General features: G+C 62.0%; 10 protein-coding genes. 2 read left to right on the forward strand and 8 right to left on the reverse strand.

The genetic code is table 11. The features are described from left to right. Positions 1 to 2 precede the first annotated feature (2 nt). The 3 genes from ACSQ2W_RS16235 to ACSQ2W_RS16245 all read right to left on the reverse strand — a co-directional run bounded on the left by ACSQ2W_RS16235 (position 3) and on the right by ACSQ2W_RS16245 (position 2,585). Positions 3 to 833 (reverse strand): ABC transporter permease, encoded by an 831-nt coding sequence (locus ACSQ2W_RS16235; protein ID WP_436087176.1) that lies wholly within the window; start codon positions 831 to 833, stop codon positions 3 to 5. Further along, a complete protein-coding gene (locus ACSQ2W_RS16240) occupies positions 830 to 1,633 on the reverse strand; it encodes an ABC transporter permease (protein ID WP_436087177.1) in 804 nt (267 codons plus the stop codon). Before ACSQ2W_RS16240 ends, ACSQ2W_RS16235 begins: the two co-directional genes overlap by 4 nt. A 169-nt stretch (positions 1,634 to 1,802) precedes the next feature. Further along, positions 1,803 to 2,585 (reverse strand): ABC transporter substrate-binding protein, encoded by a 783-nt coding sequence (locus tag ACSQ2W_RS16245; protein ID WP_436087178.1) that lies wholly within the window; start codon positions 2,583 to 2,585, stop codon positions 1,803 to 1,805. Positions 2,586 to 2,973: 388 nt separating this feature from the next. On the opposite strand from ACSQ2W_RS16245, the gene ACSQ2W_RS16250 reads away from it, so the two are divergent. Continuing rightward, on the forward strand, positions 2,974 to 5,208 hold the full coding sequence (locus ACSQ2W_RS16250) for an OmpA family protein (RefSeq protein WP_436087179.1): 2,235 nt from the start codon (positions 2,974 to 2,976) through the stop codon (positions 5,206 to 5,208). Between the two features lie 125 nt (positions 5,209 to 5,333). Here the strand turns inward: ACSQ2W_RS16250 and mobB are convergent, their stop codons facing one another. Genes mobB through ACSQ2W_RS16265 form a run of 3 tightly spaced genes read right to left on the reverse strand, consistent with a single transcriptional unit; the run spans position 5,334 to position 7,460 of the window. Beyond that, the gene (gene mobB / locus ACSQ2W_RS16255) at positions 5,334 to 5,882 is read right to left on the reverse strand and encodes a molybdopterin-guanine dinucleotide biosynthesis protein B (RefSeq protein WP_436087180.1); all 549 of its coding nucleotides are present in this window, start codon (positions 5,880 to 5,882) and stop codon (positions 5,334 to 5,336) included. Beyond that, positions 5,879 to 6,526 (reverse strand): molybdenum cofactor guanylyltransferase MobA, encoded by a 648-nt coding sequence (gene mobA, locus ACSQ2W_RS16260; protein WP_436087181.1) that lies wholly within the window; start codon positions 6,524 to 6,526, stop codon positions 5,879 to 5,881. Before mobA ends, mobB begins: the two co-directional genes overlap by 4 nt. 25 nt (positions 6,527 to 6,551) lie before the next feature. Further along, positions 6,552 to 7,460 carry a DMT family transporter gene (locus ACSQ2W_RS16265; RefSeq protein ID WP_436087182.1) on the reverse strand — a complete coding sequence of 303 codons (909 nt, stop codon included), beginning with the start codon at positions 7,458 to 7,460 and terminating at the stop codon, positions 6,552 to 6,554. Between the two features lie 455 nt (positions 7,461 to 7,915). Between ACSQ2W_RS16265 and ACSQ2W_RS16270 the strand changes: the two genes are divergently transcribed. Continuing rightward, entirely contained in the window at positions 7,916 to 10,468 is a 2,553-nt protein-coding gene (locus tag ACSQ2W_RS16270; RefSeq protein ID WP_436087183.1) for a methyl-accepting chemotaxis protein, read from the forward strand. Positions 10,469 to 10,528: 60 nt separating this feature from the next. On the opposite strand, the gene ACSQ2W_RS16275 is transcribed toward ACSQ2W_RS16270, so the two are convergent. Then, positions 10,529 to 10,891 carry a nuclear transport factor 2 family protein gene (locus ACSQ2W_RS16275; RefSeq protein ID WP_436087184.1) on the reverse strand — a complete coding sequence of 121 codons (363 nt, stop codon included), beginning with the start codon at positions 10,889 to 10,891 and terminating at the stop codon, positions 10,529 to 10,531. A gap of 141 nt (positions 10,892 to 11,032) precedes the next feature. Beyond that, on the reverse strand, positions 11,033 to 12,082 hold the full coding sequence (moaA, locus tag ACSQ2W_RS16280) for a GTP 3',8-cyclase MoaA (RefSeq protein ID WP_436087185.1): 1,050 nt from the start codon (positions 12,080 to 12,082) through the stop codon (positions 11,033 to 11,035). Positions 12,083 to 12,216 lie beyond the last annotated feature (134 nt).

Genomic DNA, 12,216 nt, shown 5'->3' on the forward strand with positions numbered 1-12,216 from the left:
GCTCAGCGCTTGAGGTGACGGGTGATCCGATCTTCCAGCCAGGCCCAGAGATTGCGCAGAATCTCGACCATGATCAGGTACAGGATCGCTGCCCAGACATACATCTGATAGTCGAAGGTGCGTGAGAAGGCGCGGCGGGTTTCACCCATGAGGTCGAAGACGGTGACGATCGCAACGATGGCCGAACCCTTGATCATCAAAATGATCTCGTTGCCGTAGGGACGCAGCGCCACGATCAGCGCCTGCGGCAGGATGACCTTGAAGAAGGCGATGCGCGCCGGCAGCCCGAGCGCTGCGGCGCCCTCCGTCTGGCCGCGCGGCACACTCTGGATGGCGCCGCGCAGGATCTCCGCCTGATAGGCGGCCGTATTGAGCGTGAAGGCGAGCAGTGCGCAGTTCCAGGCGTCGCGGAAGAACCACCACAGTCCGATCGCTTCCATCTGCGGCCGGAAACTGCCGAGGCCGTAGTAGACGAGAAACAACTGGGCGATCAGCGGCGTGCCGCGGAAGAAATAGACATAGGTATAGGCGGCCCACCCCAGGATCTTGTTTTTCGACATGCGTGCGAAGGCGATCGGCAGCGACAGGATCGCGCCGAGCGTGATGGAGCTGCCGACGATCCCAAGGGTGACGCCGAGGCCGGAGAGGAAGCTCGGTCCGTATTTGGCGAATTTTTCCGGGTCCCAGCCATCGACCATCAGCAGGAAGAGCCCGACGCTTGCCGCGAGCCAGACGCCGAGCGCAATGTTGCCGACCAGGCGTTGTGCGGTAAAGGGCCGGACTGTGCCCGGTGGAGCCGGTTGCGGCGGGATCATGGTTTCGGAGTGGCTCATCGGACCGCCTCCGAACGCTTGGTCCAGCGCTCCAGCGCCGAGAAGACGATGGAGGACAGCATGGCGAGAATGAGAAACAGAAGGCAGGCAACGGCGAAGAACTCGAAGGCCTGCTTGCTGACGCGAGCGGCGACGCCCGTCTGGCGAAGGATATCCGGCAGACCGATCACCGAGACCAATGCGGTATCCTTGAGAAGCGCCATCCACAGATTGCCGAGGCCGGGCAGGGCGATGCGCACCAGCTGCGGCAGGATGATCAGCCGCATCGTCTTGCCGCGATGGAAGCCGAGCGCGTCGCCCGCCTCATACTGGCCGCGCGGTATGGCCTTGAACGCCGACAGGAGCACTTCCGAACAATAGGCCGAGAATACCACGCCGAGCGCGATCATGCCCGCCACGAAGGCGTTGATCTCGACCGCGCCCTGATAGCCGAGCGAGGCGAGGAACTGCTGCACCAGAATCTGCAGGCCGTAATAGACGATGAACAGCGTCAGGAGCTCCGGCAGGCCGCGGAAGATGGTGGTGTAGATGTTGGAAGCAAGCCGCAGCGATTTTTCCTCGGACTGCTTGGCAAGCGCAATGAAGAAGCCGAACACCAGCCCGATAGGCAGGGTCGCAAGTGCCAAAGTCGCGGTGATCATGAAGCCGTAGGAGATTTCGTCGCCCCAGCCGGCATCGTCGCAGGCGAGCAGCGTGCCCGAGCCGAACAATCGGAAAATTCCGATGGGACCGCACAATGGGTCGATCACCGAGCCGAGCCAGACCACGGCGGAAGAGAGGGCGGCAAACAATCCGCTCATGCCAGAACATTCCCCTTTGAAGCGTTTTTAGATGAGCTTCTTTTTATATAGTCCTTGTCAGGCAAAAACGGCGGAAGGGCAAGCCTTCCGCCGTCGCATTTTCGTCATGGGCCAATGCTTTTCCCGCATGGGCGCTTCCCGAATACGGGATGCTCGGCCACGCTCCGGTTCAGCTGCCGTAAACGTCGAAGGGGAAATACTTGTCGTTGATTTCCTTGTATTTGCCGTTCTTGCGGATCGCGTCGATCGCGGCGTTGAATTTTTCGCGCAGCGCATCGTCACCCTTGCGCACAGCAATGCCGGCGCCTTCGCCGTTGATGACCGGGTCGATCGGCAGCACGCCGAGCAGCTTGCAGCAGGCGCCGTCAGCCGTCTTCAGCCATTCCGACAGCACGACGACGTCATCGATGACGCCGTCGATGCGGCCATTGGCGATGTCGAGCTTGTATTCTTCCGAGGTCGGATAGAGCTTGAGCTCCGACTTCTTCATATGCGCTTCGGCATAGTTGGAGTGGGTCGTTGCTGACTGGGCGCCGAGTATCTTGCCGTCGAGCGCGTCTTCCGTCGCTTCGGTGATCGGCGAATCCTTCGGGACGACGATGGCCGGCGGGGTGTTGTAATACTTGTTGGTGAAGTCGACCTTTTCCTTGCGCTCGGCGGTAATCGACATCGAGGCGATGATGGCGTCGAATTTCTTCGAGATCAGCGCCGGAATGATGCCGTCCCAGTCCTGCGTCACGAACGTGCATTCGGCCTTCATTTCTTCGCAGAGCGCCTTGGCGATGTCGATGTCGAAGCCGGTCAGCGAGCCGTCGGACTCCAGGTTGTTGAACGGCGGATACGCGCCTTCCGTGCCGATCACGATTTTTTCGCCCGCAGCCATGGCGGTGCTTGCCATCAGCGCGAGTACGGCTGCTGAAGCGGCCATGGCGAGACGTCTTGAAATACGCATGTTGATCCTCTCTGTTGGCTGGCGGCCGATTTTTCTTCTTCGCGGCCGCCGATAAGCCGACCGTCGTTGTGGTCGGGCTGGCGCGGATATTCCTACGCTTTACGCGAAAAAATCAACAGGAAAGCAGCAAAACCTTCATGAAAAGTCTGAACATCGCCATGCCCGGGGTGGCTTCCCGGTGATGCCGACCTATGTCTGCCCAACATGAACGGACTATTCATGTTGAGTTAATGCAGGATTGGCTAATCCTCGTGGGGTGATTTGGCCGGTGTGCCTTTTTTTGACCGCCTTTTGACGGCTTGGGATTGCCCAAAAGGCGAAGAAAGAAAAAGGCCGGTACGTCCTGCCGGTTGAAAACGACGAAACGGGACCTCTGAAGGAGGAATACATGACCATTCGATCCAAACTCTTTGCGACCGTCGCGTTGCCGATGCTGTCGATGTCGATCGCCATCCAGCCGGCGCTGGCCGATAGCCTGATGAAGCCGTTCCAGGTCGCGCAGGAAGAGGGTATCGCGCAGGAAGGCGGCGAGCAGGTGCCGGAAGAGCTGCTGCGCAAGAAGCGCAAGAAGCGGCAGGACGCCGAGCAGCCGCAGGAACAGCCGGCTGAAGAAGCCCAGCCGCAGCAGGAACAGCCGGCTGAAGAAGCCCAACCGCAGCAGGAAGAGCAGCCGAGCCGCGCCGAACGCCGCAAGAAGCGGCAGGACGCCGAGCAGCCGCAGGAACAGCCGGCTGAAGAAGCCCAGCCGCAGCAGGAACAGCCGGCTGAGGAAGCCCAGCCCTCGCAGGAAGAGCAGCCGAGCCGTGCCGAACGCCGCAAGAAGCGGCAGGAGGCCGAGCAGCAGCAGGAACAGCAGCAACAGCAGCAGCAGCAGCAGGAAGAGGCTCAGCCGTCCGCCGATGACGAGGCGGCCCGCCAGGCGGCCGAAGAAAAGCAGAGGATTCGCGCCGAACGCAAGAAGCGCCAGCAGGCCGAGGAGCAACAGCAGTTGCAGCAGCAGCAGGAAGAGGCCCAGCCTTCCGCCGAGGACGAAGCAGCCCGCCAGGCCGCCGAAGAAAAACAGCGTGCCCGCGCCGAGCGCAAGAAGCGCCAGCAGGCGGAGCAACAGCAGCAGCAGCAGCAGGAAGAGGCTCAGCCGTCCGCCGAGGATGAGGCTGCCAAGGCCGCCGAGGAGCGTGCGAAGGCGCGCGAACAGCAGCAGCAGCAGGAAGAAGTCCAGCCGTCCGCCGAGGATGAGGCTGCAAAGGCCGCCGAGGAGCGCAGGAAGCTCCAGCAGGCCGAAGGGCAACAGCAGGAAGAGGGCCAGCCGCCCGTGACCGAGGAGCAACTGCGCCCGGCGGTCGAGGGTGAGGCCGAGCCGACCGAAACCCGCCGCAAGCGGCGCGACCGCCGCGAGCCTATCCCGGAGATCGTCGATACGCGCACCGAGGAGGAAAAGCAGGAGATTGCCCGCGATCCGGCGGCGACTGACGATACGGTCGTGCTGCCCGTCGATAAGGGTGCTGCCGTTCTCGACAGCGACAAGGAGGCAGACAATGCCGGCGACGAGGGTGTGCGCGAGAAGCGTCGCAAGCGTCGTGAACAGGCGCGTGCCCAGGAAGAAAACGTCGAAATTCCGAAGAGCGACGAGGAAGCCCAGTCGAGCCGCACCGACAGCCGTCCAACCCAGGAGGAACTGGGCGCTGCCATTCGCGAGGAGGGCCGCCGGGTCGAGCGCGTTCCGGAGTTTGGCGTCAATGATCTGATCGACGCCTTTACCGGCGCCGACCGGCCGCGGATCGATGAGACCCGCGATAACCGTGTCGTCCTTGATTTCGGCGACCAGATCATCGTTCGCGGCGACGATCGTCCCCGCCTGCGCCGCAATGCCCAGGAAACCTATTATGAAGAGCTTTCGCGTGGGCGGACCCGCGAGATTATCGAGCGGCCGAACGGTATCCGCATCGTGACGATCTACAATCGCTACGGCGATATCGTGCAGCGCCTGCGCATCGATCGGGACGGACGAGAATATCTGATGATCTATGCGCCGGAGGTCGATGAAGGCCCACGTCCGCCGATTTACGATGTCGGTGAAGAATTGCCGCCGATGCGCCTGCGCGTGCCGGTTCGTGACTACATCATCGATACGTCGAGCGAGCCGGATCGCGATTACTACGACTTCCTGGCCGAGCCGCCGGTGGAACAGGTCGAGCGTGTCTATTCGATCGACGAGGTGAGGAACTCGGCTCGTATCCGCGACAAGGTGCGCCGTATCGATCTCGATACGATCACGTTTGCGACCGGCAGCGCCGAAGTGCCGATGTCGCAGGCCAAAACCCTGCGCAAGGTTGCCGACGCCATGCTGCGGGTGATCGAGAAGGATCCGGGCGAAACCTTCTTCATCGAAGGCCACACGGACGCGGTCGGCAGCGATCAATCGAACCTCGTTCTCTCCGACGAACGGGCTGAATCGGTCGCCTCGCTGCTGACGGAAGTCTACGAAATCCCGGCCGAAAACCTGGTGACCCAGGGCTATGGCGAGCGCTTCCTCAAGGTCCGCACGCTGGAAGCCGAACAGGAGAACCGCCGCGTGACGATCCGTCGCGTGACGCCACTTGTCCGTCCGGTGGCACAGAACTAGCCATAGTCCGGCTTCTCAAAGAGACGCCGCAGGAACGGCCCGGTGCCCAGTGCACCGGGCCGTTTTGCGTTCGCGCCGGTGCAGCCAGATGGATCGACGGGGTCCTGCAATTCGAAGTTCGGGGATCAGTCCGGCTGCCTGGCCGGCTGCCTGGAAAGCCCCGTTGTGGCTTCGATGAAGTCGGCGATCGCCATCGTATCGTTGAGATCGAACAGGCGCAGCCCTTGATCCTCGACCGGATGGTCGGATGCGATGGCGACGATATGCGGGTCGGTGGGGGCGAGCGGTTCGCGGTTTGCCGCCTCCAGCCGCCGTGCCTCGATCTTGGGGATCGGCTCGCGTTTGTAGCCCTCGATCAGGACGATGTCGCACGGGGCGAGGCGGGCGAGAATCTCCGGAAAGCTTGGCTCGGGCGCGCCGCGCAATTCATGCATGATGGCATAGCGGGTGCCGGAAACGATCGTCACCTCATGGGCGCCCGCCTCGCGATGGCGAAAACTGTCGGCGCCGACCTTGTCGATATCGAAATCATGATGGGCGTGCTTGACCGTCGAGACGCGATAACCGCGCCGCGTCAGCTCGGTGACCAGCCGGACGGCGAGGCCGGTCTTGCCGGAGTTCTTCCAGCCCGCGATTCCGAAGATCTTTGGTCCGAAGATTTTTGGAGACGTCATCTTTCCAGGTCCTCGATGAGCGGCAGCCAGCGTTCGGCCGTTTCCAGGTCCGCCGGCGTGTTGATGTTGAAGAAGGGGTCGATCGGGCCGGCGGCGGTTTCGATCAGGGGGAAATCGACTGCTACCATTGCATGGCTCTCGATGAAGCTGCGCACCCGGCGCTTGTCGTCGGTCAGTAGCCAGTGCTCAAGCTCGCCCGCGAGACCGACCGGCCAAAGTGCGAAGACCGGGTGCACTGCGCCCGCCGAATAGGCGACGGCGATCTGTGCGGGGCCGGTGATTGCGCCCCGCAGGCGGGGGACGAGGTTGCGCGGGACGAACGGGGTGTCGGTTGGCACCGTGGCGACGTGGCTTGCGGCGGGAAAGCACTCTGCTGCGTGACGCATCGCGGCGAGCACGCCCGCCATGGGGCCGGCATGGCCTGGAACTGTATCGGCGAAGACGGCAATGCCCGGAGCGAAGTCCAAGCGCGCATTGGCGTTGCTGTTGACGCTGAGCCCGGCGGCCTGAGGGGTGAGGCGTTCGATGATGTGGCTGAGAAGTGGCCTGCCGCCCAGCATCACCGCCGCCTTGTCGCTGCCCATGCGCGAAGACCTGCCGCCGGCAAGGATGACGGCGGGCGGGCGATCTGTCGATGCGCTCATCGAATGTCTCTGTCGTTGCATCCGCTCATTTCGGCGATCCCGGGTCCGATTGCTGCGCCAAGGCCGCCGCCCGGCGCTTGTTCTCGCGGGCGAAGGCATAGAGGCCGGAGGCGATGATAATTATAACGCCGGTGACCATCCAGAGATCCGGTTCCTCGGCAAAGAAAAGGACGCCGATACCGATCGACCAGATGAGGCTGGTATAGCGGAAGGGAGCGACCATGGCGATTTCGCCGTTTCGCATCGCGAGCACGATGCACTGGTAGCCGACGAAGAGCAACAGGCTTGCTGCTGCGAGATGTCCGACGGATATCAGCGACATCGGCTGCCAGCCGCCCAGCGGCACCACAAGGGCCGCGCCGACAAGCGTGATGACCACTGCGGTAATGACGGAGATGAAGAGCGACGGCACGGCCGGATCGATCCGCCGGGTGCACAGGTCGCGGATCGCCGCGCAGACGACGGATGCGATCACGCTGAGTGCCGCGCCGGTAAACCCCTCGGGTCCGGGGCGAAGCACGACCAGCACGCCGATGAAGCCGGCAAGGATCGCGAGCCAACGCCGCCAGCCGACCGGCTCCGAAAGGAACAGGGCGGCGCCGAGGGTCACGGCAAGTGGCAAGGCCTGCAGAATGGCCGAGGCGTTGGCAAGCGGGATCTGGCCGAGCGCCGTGATATAGGTGATGGATGCGAAGACTTCCGCCACGATGCGCAGCGCGATGACGGGGGTCAGCACGAGGCGGACCGAGCGCATGGCGCCGAAGTGGCGGGCAAGCAACAGCACGAACAATGAGGTGAAGAAGCCGCGCACCAGCATGATCTGACCGGCATTCATAACGCCGGTGACGGATTTCACCAGCGCGTCATTGCAGGTGAAACCCGCCATGGCGAGGCACATGAAGATTGCACCGCGAAAATTGGCGTTGGATTGCATTATTTTTATTGGCCTATTCTCGTCGCAATCCGGCCTTTTGGCATGGAATGCATTCGCTTCGAAAGCACTGGGGATTGGTCTTGCCTATCTCTAAAGCATCGGCACGCCTTTTATGCAACGTCTATCGGATGGCTGACTTATTTCTCGGCAGATTTGAAAGAATAGTCGTTTCTATCAATATTTTAGAATGTACAAAAAGACTCCGCGCAATTTCGCGCGTACCGGCTAAACCACCGGATTTTTTGGGAAAATATTAAGCTTCGCTGCCTATTGTGCCGATATTCCGCTGCCCTTCGCATGACGCGATTATGGTTGACGTAACGGCAGGTACTTCCGTTCGAGGTCAACCGGATGATGTTCCGGACAAGCGCCATTGGTCGCGTGCCGGTATGTCCGTTCTCCACCGGGAGAGCAGTCTGGCGGGAATGTCCGATTTGCTCAAACTGGAGTTCGGAATGTCCCTGATCGATCGTTCGCTGCAGCGTCTTCGCATTGTCACCAAGGTTCTCCTGTTCGTCGTGCCGCTGGTCGCTCTCATCGCCGGCATCGGCCTTGTCGGCTATTTCACCGCCAGCACGCTCAACGGGCACATGACCGTGACGCGCGAAACGATCAACAACCTTTCCGATTTCCAGGCGCTGCGCAGCGGACTGCAGAGCTTCGCCGACAACCCGACCGAAGAAGCGCGTGCAACGCTGATCGGCCGGATCGATGAGCAGGAAGCAGGCATCCGTGTGCTGAACGACCTGCTGACGGCTGAGGCTGACAAGGCCAAGATCGGTTCGGTCGTCGCGCTCGGCGAGGCGATGCGCGGGCAGCAGGAGAAACTCTGGGCGATCAAGACCGAACGCGACGGTGTGACGGCATCGCTCGACGCCGCCCTTGCCGATATGACTGCACAGGGCAACACTGCCTTCAAGCAGATCGACATCCTGCGCAAGGAGGCCGGTGAGAAGGAATCCTTCGCAAAGGCGCTGCTTTTCGATGCGGCGGCCTATCAGGGGCTTGCCGAGCGCATCAAGAAATTCCGCCTGCCGGTCACCATGGCGATTGCTCCGGACGCCAAGGTGCAGCAGGCCACAAATCTCCTGCCGCATCTGTTGAAGCAGATCGCCGAAGCCGAGAAGATCGCTTCCGACAAGGTGCTGAAGAAGATCGCCGTGGTGAAGGGTGACACGCAGAAAATCCAGGACATCCTGAAGAGCAGCGATACGAATGATATCAAGAAGGGCCTCTTGAGCACGGCGCTGATCAAATTCTCCAAATACGAAGCCGATTTCGCCAAGGAGGCGGTGACCAATTCGGATACCGCCGCGAAGCGCTTCGTCGGCATGGACGGCGAGATTTCGCTTCTGAAGACGCTGATCGGACTGATGAACGAAACCTTCAAGGGGCTCGACGACACGCGGCTGCACATCAGCGAACTGCATCGCAAGCTTGATACTGCAGGCCGCGAGCGCGTGATCGCCGACATCTCCGCCGTGCGTGCGAGCGTGAAAAAGCTTTCGGAAACGGGCGGCAAGAACGCCGCCCTGCGCGATCTGGCGGGCAAGCTGAAACCCTCGCTCGAAGCGATCGATACCGGTACCGCACAACTGATCGATGTCGGTGGACGCTGGCAGACTGCCAAGGCCGAGGCTTCTGCGCTGGTGGCCGACGCCAGCCAGACACTGGAAAACTTCGTCAGCAGCGCACAGGAAGCCGGCAAGCAGGACAGCCAGCGTTCCGCCGACGTCTCGATCATCGCCATGGTCGCCGGCACGCTGCTTGCCATCATTGGCGGCCTCATGCTGATCGAAACCCTGCGCGGACCGCTGAAGCGGGTGACCGAGACGATGACGCGGCTTGCGCAAGGTGATCTCGAGGTCGCGATCGAAGGCCGCAACCGCGGCGATGAGATCGGCGACATGGTGCGCTCGGTTGCCGTGTTCCGCGACAATGCGGTGGAGAACGTCCGGCTCGGGCAGGAAGCCGAAGCCGCCCGCACGCTGTCGGGCGAAGAGGAAGCCCGCCGCCGCCAGGAGCGCGCCCGCATCGAGGCCGAACAGATGGAGGCGCTGAACGCTCTCTCCGACGTGCTGGCCAAGCTTGCCGACGGCAATCTGGAAGAGGGCATGGCGGAAAACCTGTCGGAAGACTACATCGTCATGGCCAGGACCTATAACAATGCCGTCGAGGCGCTGCGCGCGACGCTGATCGACGTGCGTACGGTCACCGACGAAATCACCGGCGGCACCGGGAACCTGGCCTCGTCGGCAGATGACCTTGCCCGCCGCACGGAGCAGCAGGCGGCGGCGCTTGAACAAAGCTCGCGCGCTCTGCGCCAGCTGACGGAAATCGTCCGCTCGACCGCCGAAAGCGCGCGCAAAACGACGGTGTCGGTTGACGAGACTCACAGCTATGCCAAGCATTCCGGCGAAGTCGTCGGCAAGGCGATCGATGCGATGGCAGCGATCAATCGCTCCTCGGAGAAGATCAGCACGATCATCGGCGTCATCGACGAGATCGCCTTCCAGACCAACCTCCTGGCGCTGAACGCCGGCGTCGAGGCGGCCCGCGCCGGTGAGGCCGGCCGTGGCTTCGCGGTCGTCGCACAGGAGGTTCGCGAGCTGGCCCAGCGTTGCGCCGGTGCTGCCCGCGAGATCAAGGGACTGATTTCCGAAAGTTCGGCGCAGGTCCGCGGCGGTGTCGAGCTGGTGCAGGAAACCGGCAAAGCGCTGACCGTCATCAACGACCACATCTCGACGATCCATCAGCTCGTCAGCAACATCGAATCGGCCGCCGCCGACCAGTATCGCGGTTTGAACGAGGTCAACCAGGCCGTCCATGAGGTCGAGCTCTTGACCCAGCAGAACGCTGCGATGGTCGAGGAGAACACCGCCGAAATCCACGGCCTGCGCCACCAGGTGGATACGCTCAACGAAAAGATCGAGCGCTTCAAGACGGGCACGCGCCGGTCTGTCGCGGGTGGCCGAATGCAGGGCTACGGCCGAAGCTACGCCGCCTAAGTGGCAGGCATCAACGAAGATCAAACTCGCGCCTGGACCATGGGCGCGGGTTTTGTCGTTTCAGCCGGGTAGGTGTGAGACCGGACCGCCGGGCGGTAGGCCGAAGAACACCTCTACCGAATGGATTTGCCCTTCCGATACCTCGAAGAGCTCGGTGTTTCGTGCGCGGTTTCCGTTCTTCCACGTTGCGTCGTAAAGCACGAAACATCGGTTTTCAGAAACGACGAGATGCTGCAGCTCCAACGATTCGAACGTACCGGCGACCGGCCAGCAGCGCTCGAAATACGTCCTGCGATCGATATGGTCGTCGTAGGGGCTGGTGAAAGTGAAATCCTGTGCGAGCAGCGTTTCCAGACGAAGCCTGTCGGCCGTAAGGTAACAATCGAAACTGCTGCGTACTATGTCTTCGATAGAAGCGAACATGACAGCGTTCCGCAGATTGCGTTGATCGGTTCAGCCGAACGTGATCCGCGGAAGTTTGTTCCGTTGGCCGCATCCTACAGAGCAAGAAGACTGGTCGCGGCGAGGGGATGTCTACAACGCTTTTTCCGGCCCGTGACAGGTTCAGCCGCCCGTGACGCTCATGTGACGGGCGACGGCGGGTTTGTTGCGGGTGCGGTCGATGATGAAGTCGTGGCCCTTGGGCTTGCGGGTTATGGCCTCGTCGATGACGCGCGACAGATAGGCATCGTCGTCGGAGGCGCGCAACGGCGTGCGCAGGTCGGCCGCGTCGTTCTGGCCGAGGCACATATAGAGCGTGCCGGTGCAGGTGAGGCGCACCCGGTTGCAGCTCTCGCAGAAATTATGGGTCATCGGCGTGATCAGGCCAAGCCGGCCACCGGTCTCGGCGACACTCAGATAACGCGCCGGGCCGCCGGTTTTGTAGGCGATGTCCGACAGGCTGAACTCTTCGGCAAGGCGGTCGCGCATCTCGGAGAGCGGCAGGTAGTGATCGGTGCGGTCCTCGTCGATCTCGCCCATCGGCATGGTCTCGATCAGTGTCAGGTCCATGCCGCGGCCGTGCGCCCAGCGCAGCATGTCGGGGATTTCTGCATCGTTGAAGCCCTTGAGGGCGACGGCGTTGATCTTGACACGGATGCCGGCAGATTGCGCCGCGTCGATGCCTTCCATGACCTTCGACAGCTCGCCCCAGCGGGTGATCTGCCGGAACTTGTCGGCGTCGAGCGTGTCGAGCGAGACGTTGATGCGCCGGACGCCGCAATCGGCGAGTTCTTCAGCGTATTTCGAAAGCTGCGAACCGTTGGTAGTCAGGGTCAGTTCATCGAGGGCGCCGGAATGGACGTGCCTGCCGAGTTCGCGCACCAGGAACATGACGTTCTTGCGCACCAGCGGCTCGCCGCCGGTGAGCCGCAGCTTACGCACGCCCTTGGCAATAAAGGCGGAACAGAGCCGGTTGAGCTCCTCCAGCGTCAAGAGGTCCTTTTTCGGCAGGAAGGTCATGTTCTCCGCCATGCAATAGGTGCACCGGAAGTCGCAGCGGTCCGTCACCGAAACCCTGAGATAGGTGACGGCGCGCCCGAACGGGTCGATCATCGGCGTTTTGGCATCGACCAGCTTGTGGGCGCCGGTCCTGTCGATGGTGACGGTATTCAACGAAATTCTCCCTGTTGCATCAATGTCGTGAGCAAAGCAGGCGGCGTCAAGGCGAAAGCACTTAAAACCGTAAGAAAACCGGCGAAACATTGTCTTTCATCGGAAGGAAGCGAAGGCCCGGAATTCCCTCCGGC

Origin of the sequence: Pararhizobium sp. LjRoot255 (genome assembly GCF_964252905.1) — a bacterium.
Lineage (GTDB): Bacteria > Pseudomonadota > Alphaproteobacteria > Rhizobiales > Rhizobiaceae > Pararhizobium.

Coding starts and splice junctions, on each gene's coding strand:
- ACSQ2W_RS16235 (WP_436087176.1), bottom strand. CDS start 833: ATGAGCCACTCCGAAACCATGATCCCGCCGCAACCGGCTCCACCGGGC.
- ACSQ2W_RS16240 (WP_436087177.1), bottom strand. CDS start 1,633: ATGAGCGGATTGTTTGCCGCCCTCTCTTCCGCCGTGGTCTGGCTCGGC.
- ACSQ2W_RS16245 (WP_436087178.1), bottom strand. CDS start 2,585: ATGCGTATTTCAAGACGTCTCGCCATGGCCGCTTCAGCAGCCGTACTC.
- ACSQ2W_RS16250 (WP_436087179.1), top strand. CDS start 2,974: ATGACCATTCGATCCAAACTCTTTGCGACCGTCGCGTTGCCGATGCTG.
- mobB (WP_436087180.1), bottom strand. CDS start 5,882: ATGACGTCTCCAAAAATCTTCGGACCAAAGATCTTCGGAATCGCGGGC.
- mobA (WP_436087181.1), bottom strand. CDS start 6,526: ATGAGCGCATCGACAGATCGCCCGCCCGCCGTCATCCTTGCCGGCGGC.
- ACSQ2W_RS16265 (WP_436087182.1), bottom strand. CDS start 7,460: ATGCAATCCAACGCCAATTTTCGCGGTGCAATCTTCATGTGCCTCGCC.
- ACSQ2W_RS16270 (WP_436087183.1), top strand. CDS start 7,916: ATGTCCCTGATCGATCGTTCGCTGCAGCGTCTTCGCATTGTCACCAAG.
- ACSQ2W_RS16275 (WP_436087184.1), bottom strand. CDS start 10,891: ATGTTCGCTTCTATCGAAGACATAGTACGCAGCAGTTTCGATTGTTAC.